The 20,751-nt window shown below is 73.9% G+C and carries 18 protein-coding genes; 8 read left to right on the top strand and 10 right to left on the bottom strand.

Features of this window, described 5'->3' with window-relative positions; genetic code table 11:
• Positions 1 to 72: 72 nt before the first annotated feature.
• Together fes and fhuB are read right to left on the bottom strand one after the other, a co-directional pair.
• The gene (gene fes / locus WA762_RS03365; RefSeq protein WP_335932746.1) at positions 73 to 1,308 is read right to left on the bottom strand and encodes an enterochelin esterase; all 1,236 of its coding nucleotides are present in this window, start codon (positions 1,306 to 1,308) and stop codon (positions 73 to 75) included.
• 102 nt (positions 1,309 to 1,410) lie between these two features.
• Positions 1,411 to 3,729 (bottom strand): Fe(3+)-hydroxamate ABC transporter permease FhuB, encoded by a 2,319-nt coding sequence (fhuB, locus tag WA762_RS03360; RefSeq protein ID WP_335932744.1) that lies wholly within the window; start codon positions 3,727 to 3,729, stop codon positions 1,411 to 1,413.
• Between the two features lie 118 nt (positions 3,730 to 3,847).
• On the opposite strand from fhuB, the gene WA762_RS03355 reads away from it, so the two are divergent.
• The 5 genes from WA762_RS03355 to WA762_RS03335 all read left to right on the top strand — a co-directional run bounded on the left by WA762_RS03355 (position 3,848) and on the right by WA762_RS03335 (position 8,757).
• Positions 3,848 to 4,729, top strand: a complete 882-nt coding sequence (locus WA762_RS03355) for a 2,3-dihydro-2,3-dihydroxybenzoate dehydrogenase (RefSeq protein ID WP_335932743.1) — start codon at positions 3,848 to 3,850, stop codon at positions 4,727 to 4,729.
• Between the two features lie 133 nt (positions 4,730 to 4,862).
• Complete coding sequence (locus WA762_RS03350) at positions 4,863 to 6,077, top strand: isochorismate synthase (RefSeq protein ID WP_335932742.1); 1,215 nt, start codon at positions 4,863 to 4,865, stop codon at positions 6,075 to 6,077.
• Positions 6,074 to 7,870, top strand: a complete 1,797-nt coding sequence (locus tag WA762_RS03345) for a (2,3-dihydroxybenzoyl)adenylate synthase (RefSeq protein WP_335932741.1) — start codon at positions 6,074 to 6,076, stop codon at positions 7,868 to 7,870. The genes WA762_RS03350 and WA762_RS03345 overlap by 4 nt, the downstream gene beginning before the upstream one ends.
• Positions 7,871 to 7,882: 12 nt before the next feature.
• Positions 7,883 to 8,515: an isochorismatase family protein gene (locus tag WA762_RS03340; protein ID WP_335932740.1), complete on the top strand. Its 633-nt coding sequence runs from the start codon at positions 7,883 to 7,885 to the stop codon at positions 8,513 to 8,515.
• Between the two features lie 5 nt (positions 8,516 to 8,520).
• Positions 8,521 to 8,757 (top strand): phosphopantetheine-binding protein, encoded by a 237-nt coding sequence (locus WA762_RS03335; RefSeq protein ID WP_335932738.1) that lies wholly within the window; start codon positions 8,521 to 8,523, stop codon positions 8,755 to 8,757.
• 145 nt (positions 8,758 to 8,902) lie between these two features.
• Here WA762_RS03335 and WA762_RS03330 read toward each other — a convergent pair whose 3' ends face one another.
• The 3 genes from WA762_RS03330 to WA762_RS03320 all read right to left on the bottom strand — a co-directional run bounded on the left by WA762_RS03330 (position 8,903) and on the right by WA762_RS03320 (position 11,319).
• On the bottom strand, positions 8,903 to 9,706 hold the full coding sequence (locus WA762_RS03330) for an SDR family NAD(P)-dependent oxidoreductase (protein WP_335932737.1): 804 nt from the start codon (positions 9,704 to 9,706) through the stop codon (positions 8,903 to 8,905).
• Between the two features lie 61 nt (positions 9,707 to 9,767).
• Entirely contained in the window at positions 9,768 to 10,565 is a 798-nt protein-coding gene (locus WA762_RS03325; protein WP_335932736.1) for an SDR family NAD(P)-dependent oxidoreductase, read from the bottom strand.
• Positions 10,507 to 11,319 (bottom strand): GntR family transcriptional regulator, encoded by an 813-nt coding sequence (locus WA762_RS03320; RefSeq protein ID WP_335932733.1) that lies wholly within the window; start codon positions 11,317 to 11,319, stop codon positions 10,507 to 10,509. The genes WA762_RS03325 and WA762_RS03320 overlap by 59 nt, the downstream gene beginning before the upstream one ends.
• Before the next feature lie 306 nt (positions 11,320 to 11,625).
• Here WA762_RS03320 and WA762_RS03315 point away from each other — a divergent pair, with 306 nt between their 5' ends.
• The 3 genes from WA762_RS03315 (at position 11,626) to WA762_RS03305 (ending at position 16,655) form a co-directional block, all read left to right on the top strand.
• Positions 11,626 to 13,812 carry an alpha-ketoacid dehydrogenase subunit alpha/beta gene (locus WA762_RS03315; protein ID WP_335932731.1) on the top strand — a complete coding sequence of 729 codons (2,187 nt, stop codon included), beginning with the start codon at positions 11,626 to 11,628 and terminating at the stop codon, positions 13,810 to 13,812.
• Between the two features lie 37 nt (positions 13,813 to 13,849).
• Positions 13,850 to 15,205 carry a 2-oxo acid dehydrogenase subunit E2 gene (locus WA762_RS03310; protein WP_335932729.1) on the top strand — a complete coding sequence of 452 codons (1,356 nt, stop codon included), beginning with the start codon at positions 13,850 to 13,852 and terminating at the stop codon, positions 15,203 to 15,205.
• Between the two features lie 118 nt (positions 15,206 to 15,323).
• The gene (locus WA762_RS03305) at positions 15,324 to 16,655 is read left to right on the top strand and encodes an MFS transporter (protein WP_335932728.1); all 1,332 of its coding nucleotides are present in this window, start codon (positions 15,324 to 15,326) and stop codon (positions 16,653 to 16,655) included.
• An 85-nt stretch (positions 16,656 to 16,740) separates the two neighbouring features.
• Here WA762_RS03305 and WA762_RS03300 read toward each other — a convergent pair whose 3' ends face one another.
• Genes WA762_RS03300 through WA762_RS03280 form a run of 5 tightly spaced genes read right to left on the bottom strand, consistent with a single transcriptional unit; the run spans position 16,741 to position 20,690 of the window.
• Positions 16,741 to 17,397, bottom strand: coding sequence for a dienelactone hydrolase family protein (locus tag WA762_RS03300; RefSeq protein ID WP_443080506.1), 657 nt, complete (start codon positions 17,395 to 17,397; stop codon positions 16,741 to 16,743).
• 49 nt (positions 17,398 to 17,446) lie between these two features.
• On the bottom strand, positions 17,447 to 18,169 hold the full coding sequence (locus WA762_RS03295) for a DUF6390 family protein (protein ID WP_335932726.1): 723 nt from the start codon (positions 18,167 to 18,169) through the stop codon (positions 17,447 to 17,449).
• On the bottom strand, positions 18,170 to 19,297 hold the full coding sequence (hypE, locus tag WA762_RS03290) for a hydrogenase expression/formation protein HypE (protein WP_443080505.1): 1,128 nt from the start codon (positions 19,295 to 19,297) through the stop codon (positions 18,170 to 18,172).
• Entirely contained in the window at positions 19,294 to 20,397 is a 1,104-nt protein-coding gene (gene hypD / locus WA762_RS03285; protein WP_335932724.1) for a hydrogenase formation protein HypD, read from the bottom strand. Before hypD ends, hypE begins: the two co-directional genes overlap by 4 nt.
• The gene (locus WA762_RS03280) at positions 20,394 to 20,690 is read right to left on the bottom strand and encodes a HypC/HybG/HupF family hydrogenase formation chaperone (RefSeq protein ID WP_335932722.1); all 297 of its coding nucleotides are present in this window, start codon (positions 20,688 to 20,690) and stop codon (positions 20,394 to 20,396) included. The genes hypD and WA762_RS03280 overlap by 4 nt, the downstream gene beginning before the upstream one ends.
• Between the last annotated feature and the right edge of the window lie 61 nt (positions 20,691 to 20,751).

Genomic DNA, 20,751 nt, shown 5'->3' with positions numbered 1-20,751 from the left:
AGCGCCCTGGCGTCTCGCATGTCGTCCGGCGGCCCGCCGGCACCACCGGGGGCGCGGCGCGCGGGCCGGAGGTCACCGCCTCCCCGCCCGCCCCAGCAGCTCGGTCAGCGCGTCGGCCAGTCCGCCCCGCCAACAGGCGTAGTCGTGGCCCCCGTTGAACTCCCGGTACGAGACGTCGTAGCCGCGGGCCCGCAGGACGTTGCGCAGCCGGCGGTTCTCCGCCAGCAGCATCCACTCCTGGAGGCCCACCTCCAGGCAGAGCCGGACCGGGCGGCGCTCGCCGGTCGCGTACTGCCGGGTGAGCCATTCCTCCCCGCGTTCCGGGTCGTTCTCCGGCCACCAGAAGGACCCCGACTGCGACACCGCGAGACCGAACCGGTCGGGGCGCCGGTGGGCGGCGAACGCCGCGGTCAGTCCGCCCGCGCTCTGCCCCGCGATCAGCGTCCGCTCCGGCCGGGACTCCGTGCCGTACTCCGCCGCCGCCCACGGCAGCAGACCGTCCGCCAGCCAGTCCACGAACGCGCCGTTGCAGCTCAGCTCGTCCATCCGGTGGTCCATCGTGTCCACCAGCAGGGCCACCGTCGGCGGCAGGGCCCCGTCCGCGTGCATCCGGTCCAGCATGGAGCCCGCGTCGAGCACCGGCCCCCACATCTCCCCGTCGAGCAGCACCGCGACGGCGTACGACGCCGCGGGCCGGCCGTGCCCCGGCGGCAGATGGACCGTCACCCGGCGGCCGTCCAGCTCCCGTTCCCTGGTGGTCCCGCGCGGCGGGGCGGCGCCGTCGCCGCCCGCGTAGGGCTGGGGCGGGGCGTCGGGCAGGGACAGCACCGAGGCGGGACGGCGTCCCCCGTACGACGGCAGGACGGGCGTCCGGTTCAGCGGGTCCGGCGCCGCCCGGTCCAGCGCCGCCCGCCAGGAGTCCCGGTCGGTGCGCAGCAGTTCCTCCCGGGCGCCGCGACCGGGCAGGAACTGGTACGAGGCGCGGTGGTCGGCGCGCATCCGGTGCGAGAGGGCCCAGACCCCCGTGCCCTCGACGCGGCGCATCAGATGGCGGGTGAGATCGCCGCCGTGGCGGTCCCGGTCGGTGACGGTGTGCACCAGGAGCAGCACGTCGGCGGCGGGCCGCTCCGGGGCCTCCCGCCACAGGAAGGTGACCAGACGGTGGGCCGGGTCGCCCTCGGGGTCGGGTTCGACGAGGGGCGTGCCCGCCCGCTCGGCGCGCAGCCAGAACTCGGCCTCGGCGCCCGGCGTCCGGGCCCGGACCCCGTCGCGCAGGGCGTTCAGGGCGGGGCTGGGGAGAGCGGTCACGGTGGTCCGCCTTTCGTGTTGATCCTCGGTACGTCGGTGGGGGGAGCGCGAGCTGCGGGGAACCGGCTGGACACCGGGCGGGGGTCCGCCGCCCGCCGGCTCTCAGAGCCGGGTGGCGGACGACCGGCCCAGCAGCACCCACAGCAGGAAGGGCCCGCCGAGGACGGTCGTCACCACGCCCACGGGGAGTTCGGAGCCGGAGAAGGCGATCCGCCCCACGGCGTCGGCGACCACCACCATCACCGCCCCGGTCAGCATCGAGCCGAGCAGCGGCACCCTGAGCGGCCCGGCGAGCCGCGCGGCGATGACCGGGGAGGCCAGCGCGACGAACGCCACCGGCCCGCACACGCCCACCGCGAGTCCGGCCAGCGCCACCGCCAGCAGCATGCACAGCAGCCTGACCCGGTCCGGGCGGACGCCCACCGAGGCGGCCGTCGCGTCGTCGAAGCGCAGCACCGCCAGCTGCCGGGCCACGATCAGCGCGGCGGGAACGAGCACGGCGAGCCCGATCAGGACCGGCACGGCGACGGAGTAGCCGCGCCCGTTGAGGCTCCCGGAGGTCCACACGTACAGCGAACCGGCCGAGCTGAGCGATCGGCGGGACAGCACCACCTGGGTGACGGCCGAGGCCAGCGCCGACATGGCGAGGCCGACCACGAGCACCCGGTAGCCGCGCTGCCCGAGCCCGCCGGAGACGGTCGTGACGACGAGGACGGCGGCGAGGGCGCCCAGCGGGCCGGCCCACCAGGAGCCGAACGTGCCGGTGGCGCTGAGGGAAACGGACAGCAGAACGGCCGCGGTGGCGCCGTCGTTGACCCCGAGCAGCTCGGGGGTGGCGAGCCGGTTGCGCGCCAGGGTCTGGGTCAGACAGCCCGCCAGCCCCAGGGCCGCGCCCGCCACCAGCCCGGCGACGATCCGGCCCAGCCGGAACTTCCGCACCAGCAGCACGTCGAAGCGGTCGCCCTGCCCGAGCACGGCCCGGAACGTGCGGGCCACCCCCATGTCGCTCTGGCCCGCGTACGCCGAGAACACCACGGCCGCCGTCGCCAGGACGAGGAGTGCGAGCACGGCGAGGGCCGGCCGCCGGTGCACCAGCAGCGAGAGCGGACCGCGTCGCAGCACGGTCGTCCCGGGGGTCAGGTCCCGGACCTTCGTGCCGCCGGCCGTCTGCTCCACCGGGCGGCCGGTACGCGCGCGGCGCAGGACCCGCCCGAGACGGGCGGGGAGCGGGGTCCGGCCGCGGGACGGCGGGGCGGCGCCGGCGTCCGGCTCGGTCATGCCCGTCGCGGCCAGGTGGCGGGAACGCACGATGCCGATCAGGACCGGTGCGCCGATGAGCGCCACGATCACCGACACCGGCGCCTCGAACGGCCGCGACACCACCCGGGCGGCCACATCAGCGACCGCCAGCACCGCGGCGCCGACGAGCCCGGCGAGCACGAGCCGCGCGGCGGGGCGGGTCCCGGCCAGCGCGCGGGCCAGGAAGCCGGAGAGGAGCCCGAGGAAGGAGATGGGACCGGCCAGGGCCACGGCGCCTGCCGTGAGCAGCGTCACCGCCACCGCCACCGTCGTACGGACGGCCGAGGGCCGGTGGCCCAGGCCGCGCGCCAGGTCGTCGCCCAGCGCCAGGGCCGACAGCGGCCGGGTCACCAGCAGCGCGATCACGAAGCCGACCACGAGCACGGGCAGCAGGCGGGACAGCTCGTCGTACCCCTCCGTGCCCGCCAGCGACCCCAGAACCCAGAACCGGAACCGGTCGTAGGTCTCGGCCGAGTTGACCACGATGACACTGGTGAGCCCGCCGAAGGTCGCGCCCAGCGCGGAACCGGCGAGCACCAGCCGCATGGGAGAGCCGCCGCGGCCGCGCCCCGCGATGAGCAGGACCAGACCGCTGGCGGTCACCGCGCCGACGAACGCGCACACCAGATAGGCGTAACCGGAGTCCAGCCCCAGCAGCGCGATCCCGGCCACCACGCCCAGCGAGGCGCCCGCGTTGACGCCCAGCAGTCCGGTCTCGGCCAGTGGATTGCGGGTGACGGCCTGGAGCAGGCTGCCGGCGACGCCGAGGGCCCCGCCGACGAGCACGGCGGTGAGCGTGCGCGGCAGCCGGAGGTCCCCGACGACCAGGGACAGCCGGCTGTCGGCACGGGCGCCGTGACGATTCAGCAGGTAGTCGAGCGCCCCGCCCGGGCCGACCTCGCCCGCGCCGACGGACAGCGAGACGCCGCAGAGCAGTACGACGAGGGCCGCGAACCCGGCGACGACCGGCCAGACGCGGCGACGGGACGGGCCGGACGCGGGACGGTCCTCGTGCCCGGCCCGGGACGCCCCGCCGGGTTCGCCGGATCCGGCCGTCAACGTCCCCGCGTACTCGCGCACTTGGCCGTGGGGCCTTCGGACCTCGGAATGCCGCATCTGCATGAAGTGAGGTTAGCCTAACCATAGAAGATGGAGTCGCCTGGTCGGTGACGGGCTGCCGGGTAGCTGTCCGCGACAGTTGAATAAGGTTAGGCTTACCTTACGAAATTGGGGGTCAGGCATGTCCGACGTCATATCCGACGCATCCGCTTCCACGACCGCGCGGCGGTCCCCGGTCCGGTACGAATCCCCGGGCGGGGGCGGCCTGCTGGCCGGCCGACGGGCCCTGGTCACCGGGGCGGGCCAGGGCATCGGCGCGGCCGTCGCCCGCGCGCTCGCCGCCCGGGGCGCCCATGTGGTGGCGACCGACCGGCGTGCCGAGGGCGTCGAGGCGCTCGCGGCCGGACACGCCGGACACGCCGGACCCGCGGAGGCGTTTGAGCCGGCCGGCGCCCTCACGCCGTACGCCATGGACGTCACCGACGCCGCCGCCGTGCGCGACGTGGTGGAGAAGGTCACCGCCCGGCACGGGCCGCTGGACGTCCTGGTCAACGTGGCCGGCATCCTGCGCCCGGGCCCGGCGGCCGAACTCTCCGACCAGGACTGGGCGGACACCTTCGCCGTGAACACCACGGGCGTCTTCCACACCGCCCGCGCCGCCGCCCCGGGCATGGCCGCCCGGGGCGGCGGGAGCATCGTCACCGTCGGATCCAACGCCGCCGGTGTGCCCCGGGTACACCTGGGCGCCTACGCCGCCTCCAAGGCGGCCGCGGCGATGTACACCAAGTGCCTCGGGCTGGAACTGGCCCGCAGCGGCGTCCGCTGCAACGTGGTCGCGCCCGGCTCCACCGACACGGCCATGCAACGCGCCCTGTGGCAGGACCCGGACGCCCGCGCCCGGGTCCTGGACGGCGACCCGGCCGTCTACCGCACGGGCATTCCGCTCGGCCGGATCGCCGAACCGTCCGACATCGCCGACGCGGTCGTCTTCCTCGCGTCGGACCTGGCCCGCCACATCACCATGCAGGAGCTCTACGTGGACGGCGGCGCCACCCTCCGCTGACCGCCGGACACCCCGCCCCACCGTCCCGCCCGCGCTTCCGACTCCCCGTACGCCCCTTTCGGACCCGACCCTCCCCGCACACCCGCACCGCACGCCCGCGCCCGCCGCCGGACGTGCGAGAAACGGAGCCATCGTGTCGACGGCACCCCAGGTCGCCGCACCCCGTACCACCGCCGAGCCGGTCCACCCAGCCGTGGGCGCGGCCACCGGCCTGCTCAACTCCTTCGTCCCCGGGGCCCGTTTCCTCGGCACCCCGACGCGCACGCTCCTCGGCGAGGGCGTGCACAGCGAAGTGCCGCACGACGGACGTCCGCCGGCCGTGCGGGTGGCCGCCGCCCTCGCCGAGGCCCGCGCCGCCGGTCACACCGCCCCCGTGGTCATGGGCGCGATACCCTTCGACCAGGACGCTCCCGCCGCGCTCGCCGTGCCGGCCGTCCTGCGCACCGCGCCCCCGCTGACCGCCGACCCGCTGGTCGCCCTTCCCGCCGACCCGCCGTCCCCGGCCGACACACGCGGCATGACGGTGCATCAGGAACCGGCGCCCGAGGAGTACGCGGCGTCCGTGGCCGCCGCCGTCGAGCGCATGTGGCGGGGCGAGTACAGCAAGGTCGTCCTCGCCCGCACCCTGCGGGTCGACGCCGACCGCCCCTTCGACCTCCCGGCCATGCTCCAGCGGCTGGCCCGACGCGACCCCTCCGGCTACACCTTCGCCGTGCCCACCGGGCCCGACCGCACCCTGCTCGGCGCCAGCCCCGAACTGCTGGTGTCCCGGCACGGCGGCCGTGTGGTCGCCAACCCGCTCGCCGGATCCGTCCCCCGCAGCGACGACCTCGCCGAGGACGTCCGACGCGCCGCGGCCCTCCTGGAATCGCCCAAGGACCTGCACGAACACGCGGTCGTCGTCAACGCGGTGCAGGAGAGCCTGGCCCGCTACTGCACCGGCCTGACCGTGCCCGCCAAGCCCACCCTGGTCCGCACCGCGACCATGTGGCACCTGTCGACCACCGTCACCGGCGTCCTTCGTTCCCAGGACACCACCGCCCTCGAACTGGGCTGCGCGCTGCACCCGACCCCCGCCGTCTGCGGCACCCCCACCGACACCGCCCGCCGCGTCATCCGCGAGAGCGAGCCCTTCGACCGAGGCTTCTTCACCGGCATGGTCGGCTGGGGCGACGCCGACGGCGACGGCGAATGGGTCGTCACCATCCGCTGCGCCGAGGCCGAACCGTCCTCGCTGCGCCTGTACGCGGGCGCCGGGGTGGTGGCCGCCTCCGAGGCCGAGGCGGAGACCGCCGAGACCGCCGCCAAGTTCCGCACCTTCCTCGGCGCCGTGGGGGCCCGGCTGTGACCGCGACGACGTCCCCGAACCCGAACCCGAACCCGGCTCCGGTTCCGACGCCCCCCACCTGGCCCGCCGAGTTCGCCGAGCGCTACCGGGCCGCCGGGCACTGGCGCGGCGAGACCTTCGGCGCCATGCTCCGCGAGCGGGCCGCCGCCCACCCCGACCGCGTGGCGATCGTCGACCCGGGCGCCGATGGCGGCCCCGAACGCCGCTGGACCTATGCCGAACTCGACGCCCGCGCCGACCGGTTGGCCGCCGGACTGCTGGCCCGGGGCATCGTCGGGGGCGACCGGGTGGTGGTGCAGCTCCCCAACATCGCCGAGTTCTTCGAGGTGATCTTCGCCCTCTTCCGGATCGGCGCCCTGCCCGTCTTCGCGCTCCCCGCGCACCGTGAGACCGAGATCCGCTACTTCTGCGAGTTCACCGAGGCCGCCGCCTATGTGATCGCCGGGCAGCACGGCGGCTACGACTACCGCGCGCTGGCCGCCGCGGTCCGCGCCGAAGTCCCCACCCTGCGGCACGTGTTCGTGGCCGGACCCGACGCGGGCGCGTTCGAGCCGCTGGAGGCGGTGCACGCCGAACCCGTCGACGTCGACGGCCCCGAACCCGGCGACCTGGCCTTCCTCCAGCTCTCCGGCGGCAGCACCGGCGTCCCGAAGCTGATCCCGCGCACCCACGACGACTACATCTACTCGCTGCGCGGCTCCAACGAGATCTGCGCGGTGGACGAACACAGCGTCTATCTGTGCGCGCTGCCCGCCGCCCACAACTTCCCGCTCTCCTCGCCCGGCACGCTCGGCGCGCTGTACGCGGGCGCCCGGGTCGTGCTCTGCCCGCAGCCCAGCCCGGAGACGGCGTTCCCCCTGATCGAGCGGGAACGGGTCACGATCACCGGCCTGGTCCCGCCGCTGGCCCTGGTCTGGACCGAGGCGGGCCCGAACACCCCGTACGACCTGAGCAGCCTGGACGTCCTGCTGGTCGGCGGCGCCAAGTTCAGCGAACAGGCCGCCCGCCGCGTCCGCCCCGCCCTGGGCTGCACGCTCCAGCAGGTCTTCGGCATGGCGGAGGGGCTGGTCAACTACACCCGCCTCGACGACCCCGCGGAGACGATCGTCACCACCCAGGGGCGGCCCATCTCCCCGGACGACGAGATCCGCCTCGTCGACGACGCCGACGAGGACGTGCCCGAGGGCGCCTCCGGCCATCTGCTGACCCGCGGCCCGTACACCATCCGGGGCTACTGGCGCGCGCCCCGGCACAACGCCCGCGCGTTCACCGACGACGGGTTCTACCGCACGGGCGACATCGTCCGCCGCACCGGGACCGGACACCTGATCGTCGAGGGCCGGGCCAAGGACCAGATCAACCGCGGCGGCGAGAAGATCGCCGCCGAGGAGGTCGAGAACCACATCCTCGCCCACCCGGCCGTGCACGACGCCAACGTGGTCGGCGAACCGGACCCCTACCTCGGCGAACGCAGCCTCGCCTACGTCATCCTGCGGGCCGGGGCGGGACCGCTGAAGCCCGTGGAGATCAAGCGCTTCGTCCGCGGCCGGGGCCTGGCCGCCTACAAGGTGCCCGACCGCGTCGAGTTCGTGACCGAGTTCCCGCAGACGGGCGTCGGCAAGATCTCCAAGAAGGACCTCCGCGCCGCCGCCACCGACGCCCCCGGGCCCGACGGCCCGGCCGGCCCCGGCGACGGCGCCGAAGCCCCGGCACCCGCCGCGCCCGTACCGACGGGCTCCCGCCCCGCCGCCGCGCCCGCCGCCACCCGGCGGCCCGCTCCCGCACAGGACTGAACGGACACTTCCATGGCCCTGCCCCAGATCACCTCCTACCCCATGCCCGACAAGGCCGGCCTGCCCGCGAACCGGGTCGACTGGAAGGTCGACCCGTCCCGCGCGGTCCTGCTCGTGCACGACCTCCAGCACTACTTCCTCTCCGCCTACGACGACCGGACCGATCTGATCCCCCGCCTCCTGGCGAACGTCGCCGCTCTCCGGGAACGCGCCGGGCAGCTGGGCATCCCCGTCTTCTACACGGCCCAGCCCGGCGGGCAGACCCCGGCCCAGCGCGGACTGCAACAGGACTTCTGGGGACCCGGCCTGCCCGCCGACCCGGCGGCCGGGGCGATCGCGGACGCCGTCGCGCCCGGCCCGGACGACACCGTCGTCACCAAGTGGAAGTACAGCGGGTTCGCCCGCACCGACCTGGCGGACCGACTGGCCGCGCTCGGCCGCGACCAGCTCGTCATCACGGGCGTCTACGCCCACATCGGGGTGCTGATGACCGCCTGCGACGCGTGGATGCGGGACATCGAGGCGTTCGTCGTGGCCGACGCCGTGGCGGACTTCTCCGCCGAGGACCACGCCATGGCCCTGAAGTGGGCCGCCGGCCGGTGCGCCGCCGTCACCACCGCCGACGCCGTTCTCGAGGGGATCTGAACACCGTGGCACTCACCCTGCAAGAGATGCGCGACGACATCGCGGACGTCCTCGGCGAATCCGTCGACGACCTACCCGACGACGAGAACCTCGTCGACCACGGCCTCGACTCCGTCCGGCTGATGACGCTGGTCGGCCGCTGGCGCGAGGCGCACGGCCTCGACATCGCCGTCGCGGACCTGGCCGAGCGCCCGGCCGTCGAGGAGTGGGCCGCGCTGCTGAAGGTCGACTCCCGCCGCTGACCGGGGCCGGGGCTCCTCGACGGGCGGCACGCCGGGCGGGCCCGTTCCGGTCCGGTGCGCGGCGCACGAACGAGACGGTCCGCCCCGCGAGCGCGGGGCGGACCGCCGGCCGGGCGGCAGGGCCCGGCCTCCGGATGACGGGCCGTCAGCCGGTCGTCACCCCGTAGCCGTCGGCCGTCCAGCCCCCGTCGCTGACCACCACCTGGCCCGTGACGTTCGCGGAGACGTCGGACGACAGGAACAGGGCGAGGTGGGCGATGTCCGCCGGGCGGCCGAGCCGGCCGCGCGGGGTGCGGCGGCGCAGCGCCTCCGTGTCGAGCCGCCCGTCCTCGGCGAGCCGGGCCACCAGATCCGTCTCGACGTACCCCGGCGCCAGCGCGTTGACGCGGATGCCGTACGGGGCCCACTCGACGGCCAGCACCCTGGTGAGGGCGGCGACGCCGGCCTTGGTGGCGCAGTACGCCGCGCGTTCGGGGCCGGCGGTCACCCCGTACATCGACGAGGTGGTGAGCACCACGCCGCCGTCGCCCTCGCGCATGACGCGGGCGGCGGCCCGCGCGCAGACGAAGACGCCGGTGAGGTTGACGTCCAGCGCGGTGTTCCAGCGGTCCAGCCCGAGGTCGAGCGAGGGCGCGTTGGCGGACACCCCGGCGTTCGCGACCATCACGGACAGCCCTCCCGTCCGGGCCGTGAAGCCGCTGAGCGCCTCCGTCACGGCGTCCTCGTCGTCGACCGGGGCCGTGGCGGTCCTGATCAGCTGCTCCGCCCGGCCCCGGGCCAGCGCCGGGCGCACCCGGTCCAGCTCGTCGCCGTCGAGGTCGAGCAGCAGCACATGGCATCCCGCGTCGGCGTACGCCTCGGCCATCGCCAGGCCCAGGCCGCGCGCCGCGCCGGTGACGCATACGGACCTGCCGCGCAGGTCGGGGTAGATCGCCGCTTCCGTCGTCATCTCTCGTTCCGTTCCGTTCCCGCTCGTCCTCGCGTGTTCCCCGCCCGTGCCCGCCGGCCGGTCAGGCCATGTGCATGCCGCCGTTGACGTGGATGACCTCGCCCTGCACGAAGCTCGCGGCGGGCGAGCACAGGAAGACGACCACGGAGGCGACCTCCTCCGGCCTGCCCAGCCGGCCCAGGGGAGTGGTGGCGAGCGCGGAGTCGCCGCGGGCGGCCACGTAGTCGCGGGTCATGGAGGTCTCGATGATGCCGGGCGAGACCATGTTGATCCGGGCCCGGGAACCGAGCTCCCAGGCGAGGCTGCGGGAGAAGGCGAGCAGGGCGCCCTTGGTCGCCGCGTAGTGCGCGTGCCCGACGCTGCCGCGGTGACCGGCCATGGACGTGAGGTTGACGATGCTGCCGCCCTCGTTGAGGTGGGGCAGCACCGCGCGGGTGAGGTAGAAGACGCCGTTGAGGTTGACCGAGATGACGGTGTTCCACTGCTCGTCGGTCATGTCCGCGACCGTCTGCTCGGGGTAGATCCCGGCGGCGGGGACGAGGAAGTCGACCGAGTCGAACCTCTCGACCGCGGCGGCGACGAACGCGTTGTTGCTCTCCGGCGAGGCCGCGTCGAGCACCCGGGTGAGCACGGTCTCGCCGCTGGGGTCGAGCGTCGCGGCGAACTCCTCCAGCGCGGCGGCGTTCAGGTCGCCCAGCACCAGGTTGGCTCCCGCGGCGTGGAACTGGCGGGCCACCTCGCGGGCGATGCCGCCGCCCGCGCCCGACAGGAGGAGGGTGCGGCCCTCGAAGGGGCGGGCGTCAGCCCGCGCCTCCCGCGTTCCTCGCGTCGGCTGCGTCGGCTGTGCGTTCGTTGTCATGGTCGTCCTCGGTGAACAGTTCGGGATGTTGGGCCAGTTCCAGCCGGGTGCGGCGGATGTGGCCGGTGAGAAATCGTTCGGCGTCGACGGCGTCGCGGCGCTTGATCGCCTCGATGATCAGTCGGTGCTCGGCGTGGATCAGCTCCCAGCCGCTGTCGCCCGCGAGCCGGGCGAAGGCGCGCCGGTAGTGCTGGGTGGTGTTCCAGAACCGGTCGACCATGGCGGTGATCTGGGCGACCCCGCATCCGGCGTAGGTGAGCAGGTGCAGCCGGCGGTCGAGGGTCAGGAAGCGGTCCACGTCGGCGGTGAGCTCGATCTGCCGCGCGATCGTCTCCAGCTCGGCCACCTGCTCGGCCGAGAGGTTCGGGATGCTCTCGCTCAGGGCGAGCGGTTCCAGGCGCTCGCGGATCTTGTAGACCCCCTCGCACTCCGCCATGTCCATCCGGGACACCCAGGCGCCGCTGTTGGACTTCACGACGGTCAGGCCCTCGGCCGCCAGTATCCGCAGCGCCTCGCGCACCGGGATCCGGCTGGCGCCGAGCTGCGCGGCGACCTGCTCCTGCATGATCCGCGCGCCGGGGCGCAGTTCCCCGCTCAGGATGGCGGCCCGCAGATGGTCCGCGACCCGCTGGCTGGCGACGGCGGCGGCCCGCGGTCCGGACGCCTTGGCCCTGGACGCACCCGATCCGGGCGTACTGGATCCGGACGCGCCGGAGTCGGGCGTGCTCGACCCGGTGGACGGCTTCCGTGACATGGCTCTCCCTGGTGCGATGCGGTGCGCTGATACGGCGGCGTGTTCACACGGAAGGCTGCCACAGCGCCGTCGGCGCGCCGGACGCGGCGAAGCCGAGGGGTCCCGCACCGGCCGGGCCGGATGTCCGCCGTTCACCGTCCGCTGTCGAATGGATCCATCTGCTTGCCATGGGTCTCACATTGCGCCGCTGCGAGGGGCGTAGTCAATGGAAATGTCGGAAACTTGAACGTAACGTTCCAGTAACGGGTATTGGTTATGGATCCATTCGCTGCGACAGTGCTCACCGAATCACACAGGAGAGTGCTCATGCCCACACACCGGAAACTGGCCCCCGCGTCCCCCTGGACCGAGGTGACGGCGACCAAGAAGGACTGGCACGGCGCGGACCCGCGGCTGCTGACCTCGATGTTCACCCAGACCCTGCTGATCAGGACCTTCGAGGAGTACGTCCTCGACCTCGCGGGGCAGGGTCTGGTGCACGGCCCGGCGCACTCCAGCATCGGCCAGGAGGGCGGCGCCGTCGGCTCCGTGCTCCCGCTGACCGCCGCCGACTTCGTGGGCGGCTCGCACCGGGGCCACCACCAGTTCCTCGCCAAGGCGCTGGGCTACGTGGCGCCCGCGGGCATCGACCTGCGGCGTCCCGTCGACGACGAGGTGCGCACCGTCCTGCTCCGCAGCCTCGCCGAGATCTGCGGTCTGGCCCGGGGCTTCTGCCGGGGCCGGGGCGGATCCATGCACCTGCAGTGGGCCGAGGCCGGGGCCATGGGAACCAACGCGATCGTCGGCGGCGGCGTGCCGCAGGCCGCCGGGTTCGCCTGGTCGGCGCGGCAGGCCGGCACCGACGCCGTCTCGGTGACCTACTTCGGTGACGGCGCGGTCAACATCGGCTCGGTGCTGGAGACGATGAACCTCGCCGCGGCCTGGAAGCTCCCGGTCTGCTTCTTCATCGAGAACAACAAGTACGCCGTCTCCACCCACGTCGACGAGGCCACGGCGGAGCCCCGGCTCTCGGCGCGCGGCCTGGGCTTCAACATCCCCAGCTGGCGGGTGGACGGCATGGACCCGCTCGCCGTGTACCTGGCCATGAGCGAGGCCGTGAACCACATGCGGGCGGGCAACGGGCCGACCGTCGTCGAGGCCGAGGTGTACCGCTTCTTCCACCAGAACGGCCCGTTCCCCGGCAGCGCCTTCGGCTACCGCACCAAGGACGAGGAGAAGGAGTGGCGGGCCCGCGACCCGCTGGCCCTCGTCTCCCGGCAGCTCGTCGAGAACGGGATCCTCGGCGCCGACGAGATCGAGGAGTGCACCGCGCGCGCCAAGGCGCTCATGGCCGCCGTCGGCGACGAACTGCTGGAGCCCGACCCCGACGGCAAGCCCGGCACCCGCCGCATCAAGCCCGCCGAGTGGCCCGACGCGTCGTTCCGCGACGTCGGCGTGCGCGGCGATCTCAGCGAGTTCGACGGCGTGCGCCTGGCGGACGCCGACACCTTCGAAGGCCGCCTGGAACAGCGCAAGTTCATCGACGTGGTGGCCGAGGTGATGAGCCGCCGCATGGCCGAGGACGACTCGGTCGTCGTCATGGGCGAGGACGTGCACCGCCTCAAGGGCGGCACCAACGGCGCCACCAAGGGCCTGGCCGAGGCCCACCCCGACCGCGTCCTGGGCACGCCCATCAGCGAGAACGCCTTCGCCGGTCTCGCCGGCGGCATCGCCCTCGACGGCCGGTACAAGCCGGTGGTCGAGTTCATGTACGCCGACTTCATGTGGGTCGCGGCCGACCAGATCTTCAACCAGATCGGCAAGGCCCGGCACATGTTCGGCGGCGACGGGCAGGGGACCGGCGTCCCCCTCGTCCTGCGCAGCAAGGTCGCCATGGGCACCGGCTACGGCTCCCAGCACTCCATGGACCCGGCCGGCATCTTCGCCACCGCCCCCGGCTGGCGGATCGTCGCGCCGTCCACGCCCTTCGACTACGTGGGGCTCATGAACAGCGCGCTGACCTGCAAGGACCCGGTCGTCGTGCTGGAGCACACCGACCTGTACAACACGGTGGGCCAGGGCCCGGCCGACGACTTCGACTACTGTCTGCCCGTGGGCCGGGCGGCCGTGCGCCGCACCGGATCCAAGATCACCATCGTGTCGTACCTGGCGATGACCAACTACGTCCTGGAGGCCGTCGAGCAGCTCGGCCTGGACGCCGAGGTCATCGACCTGCGCTGGCTCGACCGGGCCAGCCTGGACTGGGACACCCTGGGCGAGAGCATCCGCAAGACCAACAACGTGCTCATCGCCGAACAGGGCCCCGCCGGCACCTCCTACGGCGGCTGGCTGGCCGACGAGATCCAGCGCCGCTGGTTCGACTGGCTCGACCAGCCGGTCCAGCGCGTCCACGCGGGCGAGTCCTCGCCCAGCATCAGCAAGGTGCTGGAGCGGGCCGCCATCGCGCGGACCGAAGAGGTCGTGTCCGCGCTCAAGCGGGTCACCGAGAACTGACCCTCCCCGTACGACAGAACACCCAGGAGGGTTGATCATGGCCGAACTGTTCCGCATGCCCGCGGTCGCCGCCGATTCGCCGACGGCGGTGCTGTCCGCCTGGCTGGTGGCCGAGGGCGCGGCGTTCACGAAGGACGACGCGCTGGTCTCCATCGAGACCGACAAGGCGGAGGTGGACGTCTCCGCCGAGCGCGACGGCGTGCTGCTCAAGGCGCTCTACGAGGCCGGCGTGGAGATCGAGGTCGGCGACCCCATCGCCGTGCTCGGCGCCGCCGGCGAGCAGACCGGCGACCTCGACGCGCTGCTGGCCGAACTGGGCGTCGCCGTCGCGGCGCCCGGCGAGGCCCCGCAGGCCGTCCGCCGCGACGTGCCGGAGGAACCGGCCCCCGAGGTCCCGGCCCCGGCCGCCGCCCCGCAGCCCACCGCTCCGACGGCGCGGACCGGGCCGGACCGCGGCGGGCGCGTCTTCAGCAGCCCGCTGGCCCGCAGACTGGCCCGGGAGGCCGGACTGGACTTCACGGTCCTCACCGGCACCGGACCCGGCGGACGCGTCGTGCGGCGGGACGTCGAGGCCGCCGTCGCGGCCCGCGACACCCGGGAAGCCGCGCCGCAGGCCCCCGCCGCGCCGGTCCCGGCCGCCCCCGCCACGGGCACGCCGGGCACCGCCCCCGCCCCCGTCGCCGCCGATACCACCGGCACCACCGGCACCACCGGCGACTACGAGGACATCCCGCACAGCCGGATGCGCCGGGCCATCGCCAGGCGCCTGACCGAGAGCAAGCAGCACATCCCGCACTTCTACCTGCGGGCGAGCTGCGCCGTGGACGAACTCCTCGCCCTGCGGCAGCGGATCAACGCCGTCAGCCCGGTCAAGGTCTCGGTCAACGACCTGCTGATCAAGGCCGTCGCCACGGCGCACACCCAGGTGCCGGAGATGAACGCGATCTGGACGCCGGACGCCGTCCGCCGCTTCGCCGCGGTCGACGTGTCGGTCGCCGTCGCCACCGAGACCGGACTGGTGACCCCGGTCCTGCGCGGCGTCGAGAACCTGTCGGTGTCGGCGATCGCCGCCCGCACCCGGGCCTGCGCCGAGCAGGCGCGCTCCGGATCGCTGCGCCCCGCCGACCTCGAAGGCGGTTCGATCACCGTGTCGAACCTCGGCATGTACGGCGTCGAGGAGTTCGCCGCCATCATCAACCCGCCGCAGGCCGCGATCCTGGCCGTCGGCGCGGCACGCGACGAGGCGGTGGTCCGCGACGGCGCGGTCACCGTGGCCAAGGTGCTCGGCGTGGTCCTGTCCGTGGACCACCGTCCGGTGGACGGCGCCGTGGCGGCGCGCTGGCTCGCGGCCTTCACCGAGGCCGTCGAGAACCCGGTCCGGCTCGTCGTCTGACCCCACACCACGGCGGCCGGACGGCCCGTGACGGCGACCACCGTCACGGGCCGTCCCGCCCCGACCCCTCGGGCGCGCCCGCGCCCGTCGGCTGCCAGAGCACTCCAAGAGGACACCGATGTCTTTGATCCGCGGATCCCGCACCCCCGGTGCGGCCACGCCACACGAAACCCCGGGCGACGCGCTCGGCGACCTGGACCGCCGCAACATGCGGCGGCTGATGCCGCTGCTGCTGGCCGCCTACATCATGTCGTTCCTGGACCGGACCAACATCGGCCTGGCCAAGGAGCGCCTGGAGGTCGATCTCGGCATCTCCGCCGCCGCCTACGGGCTCGGCGCGGGGCTGTTCTTCCTCACCTACGCGGCCTCCGAGGTGCCCAGCAACCTGATCATGCACCGGGTGGGCGCCCGCTGGTGGATCACCAGGATCATGCTGACCTGGGGCATCATCTCCGCCTGCATGGCCTTCGTCCAGGGCGAGAAGTCCTTCTACGCCATGCGGCTGCTGCTGGGCGCGGCCGAGGCCGGTCTGCTCCCCGGCATCCTGCTCTACTTCACGTACTGGTTCCGCTCCGAGACCCGCGGCAGGGCCATCGGCCTGCTCCTGCTCGGCGCCTCCATCGCCAGCGTCGTCGGCAACCCGCTGGGCGGCCTGCTCATGGAGATGGACGGCATGGGCGGCTGGCACGGCTGGCAGTGGATGTTCCTCATCGAAGGCATCCCCTGCCTCTTCCTGGCCTTCGTCATCTTCCGTTTCCTGCCCGACAGCCCGGCCAAGGCGCCGTGGCTCACGGAGGAGGAGGCCCGGCTCGTCCAGGACGCCGTCAGCCGCGAGCAGAGCGAGGGCGCCAAGGCCGCCGGCAACGACTCCGGCTCCCTGCTGTCCGTGCTGCGCGACAAGCAGATGCTGCTGGCGATCTTCGCCAACTGGACGCACCAGGTCGCCCTGTACTCCGTGGTCTACTTCCTGCCCGGCATCATCGGCGGCTGGGGCCACCTCTCGCCCTTCACCATCGGTCTGCTGACCGGGCTGCCCTGGCTCACCGCGGCCGTCGGCGCCATCGTCGTGCCGCCGCGCGCGACCACGCCCCGGCGCTCCCGCAACTTCGTGGTGACCGGTCTGCTGATGATGTTCACCGGTCTCGTCGTCGCCGCGATCTCGGGCCCCGTGATCGCCCTGCTCGGCTTCTGCTTCACCGGTCTGGCGTTCTTCGTCGTGCAGCCGCTGCTGTTCAACTTCCCCGGCACCCGGCTGGAGGGCAAGACCCTCGCGGGCGGCCTGGCCCTGCTCAACACGGTCGGCATCACGGGCGGATTCGTCGGCCCGTACATCATGGGCTACGCCGAGGACGCCACCGGCAACCACCTGTCCGGGCTGTGGGTGTCCATCGTGCTGCTGGCCCTCGGCGCCCTGGCGGCCACCCGGCTCCGCTTCTCGCCGAAGGACTGAGGCCCCGGCCGTGTCCGGAACGCCACAGGGCCCGGACACGGCCGGACACGTACGGCCACGGACGCGGCGGGGCGCCGCCCGCGCCTCAGCCCTCCGGCTCTCCCGGCCGCAGGAACCAGCGGCTCGCCGCCTCGGCCACCTCCTCCAGGGCCCCGGGCTCCTCGAAGAGATGCGTGGCCCCCGGGACCACATGGACCCGGTGCGGCGCGCTCAGCCGTTCGGCGGCCTCCTCGTTGAGCCGCAGCACCTCCTGGTCGGCCCCGCCCACGATCAGCAGTACCGGGGCCCGCACCTGCTCCAGGGCCTCCTCGGCCAGATCGGGGCGGCCGCCGCGGGACACCACCGACTCGACGCGGCCGGGCCGTTCGGCCGCCGCCAGCAGCGCGGCCGCCGCCCCGGTGCTGGCCCCGAAGAGCCCCAGCGGCAGCCCGGCCGCCTCCGGCCGCTCCGCCAGCCAGTCCACCGCCGCCACCACCCGCCGGCCGAGCAGCCCGATGTCGAACCGGTACTGCCCGGTCACCGCGTCGTCCCGCTCCTCCCGCACGGTCAGCAGGTCCAGCAGCAGCGTGCCCAGACCCGCCTCCCGCAGACGCGCGGCCACCGCCCGATTGCGCGGGCTGTGACGCGAACTGCCGCTGCCGTGGGCGAAGAGCACCACGCCCTCGGCCCCCGGCCCGACCACCAGGTCACCGGCGATCACCGACCCGTCGACGGGCACCGAAACGGCCTTTGAGGCCACCATCGTCGCTCTCTCCCTTCCCGGCGGCCCGGCCGCCGGCGCTCCCGGCCGGTCACCCGGCCGGCCCGGTCAGTCCCTGCGACGCCAGCTGACGGGCCTCCGCCGCCTCGACACGGGCCGCCTGCGGCTCCGTGAGCACGTCGCACACCCAGTCCCAGTGCAGCGCCACCAGGTCGCCCCGGGCCGGCCCCGCGATCAGCGCCCGCCCGCCCGCCGACCAGCGCACGGACTCCCGGCAGGGCGCCCCGTGCACCAGACGGCCGTCCGCCCACCGCAGCGGCCGGGACTCGACCACGGCGCACTCACCGCTCACCGAACGCACCACACCGGTGCGGATGCGGCATCGGTCCAGCACCGACAGGGCCGTCCGACGGCCCGAGCCGGTCAGGAGACCCGCCCACGGGTACACCTCGAAGACCTGGAAGCTGTGATGCGCCCGGACCCGGCCGGCCGCGTCCCGCCAACTGCCGCCCCGCTGGCCCCGGAAGCGCTCGCGCAGCCGGGCCAGCAGGGCGGCGGGGTCGGGCAGGTCCAGCAGTTCGTTGCCGAGCCAGTACGCCTCCACCACCCGCTCGTCGAGCGGGTCGGAGAGACCGGCCGCCTCGGCGAGCAGTTCGAGATAGCACCAGGCCCCCTCGAACCGGCGGGCGTGCCGCTCGATCGCCTCGGTGTCCTCGGGACGCAGCAGGGCCGAGGCGTCGGCGGGACCGCAGTAGCCGAGCTCGTTGGGCGGATAGGCGTACCGGGCGAAGAGGACGGCGCCGCGCGCGCTCACTCAGCAGATCCTCGGGAGCTGCTCGCCGACCGGCAGGCCGACCACCCGCGAGCCGCCGAGACCGGTCCTGGCCACCACCATGCCGGGATGGTCGGACACACAGGTGCCGATCCGGCGGGCCGCCCGGCCCAGCGGATGCGCCGCGAGCGCCGACAGCACCCGCTCGGCGGACTCGGCGGGCACGAACGCGATCAGCTTGCCCTCGTTCGCCACCTGGAGCGGATCGAGCCCCAGCAGACCGCAGGCGTCGCGCACGGCGTCCGGCACCGGCAGCTCGCGCTCGACCAGCTCGACGCCGACCTCCGACGCACGGGCGATCTCGTTCAGCGAGGCCGCGACGCCGCCCCGCGTGGGATCGCGCAGCACGCGCACGTCGGCCCCGGTCGCGAGCATCGCGGCGACCAGGCCGTGCAGCGGCGCGGTGTCGCTCTCCACCGCCGTGCCGAACTCCAGACCCTCCCGGCAGCTCATCACGGCGATGCCGTGCACCCCGATGTCCCCGCTGATCAGGACGGCGTCGCCCGGCCGCGCGCGGCCGGGGCCGATGTCGACGCCCTCCGGGACCAGGCCGATGCCCGAGGTGTTGACGTAGACGCCGTCGCCGCTGCCGCGGTCGACGACCTTGGTGTCGCCGGTGACCAGCCGGACCCCGGCCGCCTCGGCCGCGGCGCCCATGTCCCGCGCGATCCGTTCGAGGTCGGTCAGCGCGGTCCCCTCCTGGAGGATGAACCCGCAGGACAGGAAGAGCGGCACCGCGCCCGACATCGCCAGGTCGTTGACCGTTCCGTTCACCGCGAGGTCACCGGTGGACCCGCCGGGGAAGAACATCGGCTTCACCACGAACGAGTCGGTCGAGAAGGCCAGCCGGACGCCGCCGACCGTGAGCACGGCCGAGTCGCCCAGACCGGACGCGGCCGCGGCGCCGAACGCCGGCAGGAACAGCTGCTCCACCAGTTCGGCGGACATCGCCCCGCCGCCGCCGTGGCCCATCACCACCGTCGCGGTCTCCCGCAGCGGGACCGGGCAGACCCGGCCCTCGAAGTCCGGTCCGGCCTCCTGCCCGCCGTCCGGCACGGGAGAGCCGAGGGCCGGGGCGGGGGAGGGCACGCGCTTCGTCGCCCCGGTCATCGCGCGTCGACCAGTTCCAGGCGGCGGTACGCGTAGTACGCGGCGCACGCGCCCTCGGACGACACCATGGTGGCGCCCAGCGGATTCCGCGGCGTGCACTCCTTGCCGAACGCCTCGCAGGCGTGCGGTCTGATCAGCCCCTGGAGCACCTCGCCGGACCGGCACAGCGAGGACTCGGCCGTCCGGATCGACTCGACGTCGAACCGGCGCTCGGCGTCGAAGCCGGCGTACTTCGCGGCGAGCCGCCAGCCGCTGCCGGGAATCGTCCCGATGCCGCGCCACGTCCGGTCGGTGACCTCGAAGACGTCCCGCAGCATCGCCATCGCGGGGAGGTTCCCCGCCTCGTGCACGGCGCGGGGATAGGCGTTCTCCACCTCGTGCCGTCCCTCCTCCAGCTGGAGGACCACCCGGCGCACGCCCTCCAGGATGTCGAGCGGCTCGAAGCCGGTGACGACGATGGGGACCCGGTACTTCTCGGCCAGCGGCGGGTACTCCGAGGTCCCCATCACGCTGCACACGTGCCCGGCGGCCAGGAACGCCTGCACCCGGCAGTCGGGCGACTCCATGACGGCCGCCACCGCGGGAGGCACGAGGACGTGCGAGACGAGCAGAGAGAAGTTGCGCACGCCCAGCCGCCGTGCCTGATGCACCGTCATGGCGTTGGCGGGAGCGGTCGTCTCGAAGCCGATGCCGAAGAAGACGACCTCCCGGTCGGGGTTCTCCCGGGCCAGCCTCAGCGCGTCGAGCGGGGAGTAGACGACGCGCACATCGCCCCCCGCGCTCTTCACCGAGAACAGGTCGCGATCGCTGCCCGGCACCCGGAGCATGTCGCCGAAGGAACAGAAGATCACCTCGGGGCGGGCGGCGATGGCCAGCGCCCGGTCGATGATCTCCAGCGGCGTCACGCAGACCGGGCATCCGGGTCCGTGGATCATCTCCACGCAGTCGGGCAGCAGTTGGTCGATGCCGTGCCGGATGATCGAGTGGGTCTGGCCGCCGCAGACCTCCATCATCACCGCCGGCCGGGTGGCGGCCGCGTGGATCTGGTCGAGGAGCCGCTCGGCCAGGCGTGGGTCGCTGAACTCGTCCAGATACTTCATCGCACCGCTCCTTCTTCCGGGGACCGCCGGGCGGCGGCCGCCTCCAGGCCGTCGCCGAACTCCTCCTCCAGCAGCCCGAGCCGCTCGAACTCGGCCAGCGTCCGCAGCGCCGACGCCTCGTCGAGCCGCTGGATCGCGAAGCCGACATGGACGATGACGTACTCACCGGTCGCCGCGTCGGGCACGTACTGGAGGCAGACCTCCTTCCGTACGCCGCCGAAGTCGACCTGCGCCATGGGGACGCCGTCGACCTCGACGGTATGGAGCACACGCCCCGGGACTGCCAGGCACATGGTGTCTTCCTTCTCTGCGGGTCCCGCTGCACCGCGGGTTCTCTTCGGGTCCTGCTTCTGT

The organism is Streptomyces tyrfis (assembly GCF_037034285.1).
Lineage (GTDB): Bacteria > Actinomycetota > Actinomycetes > Streptomycetales > Streptomycetaceae > Streptomyces.
This window is presented reverse-complemented; position numbering and strand designations above follow the sequence as displayed.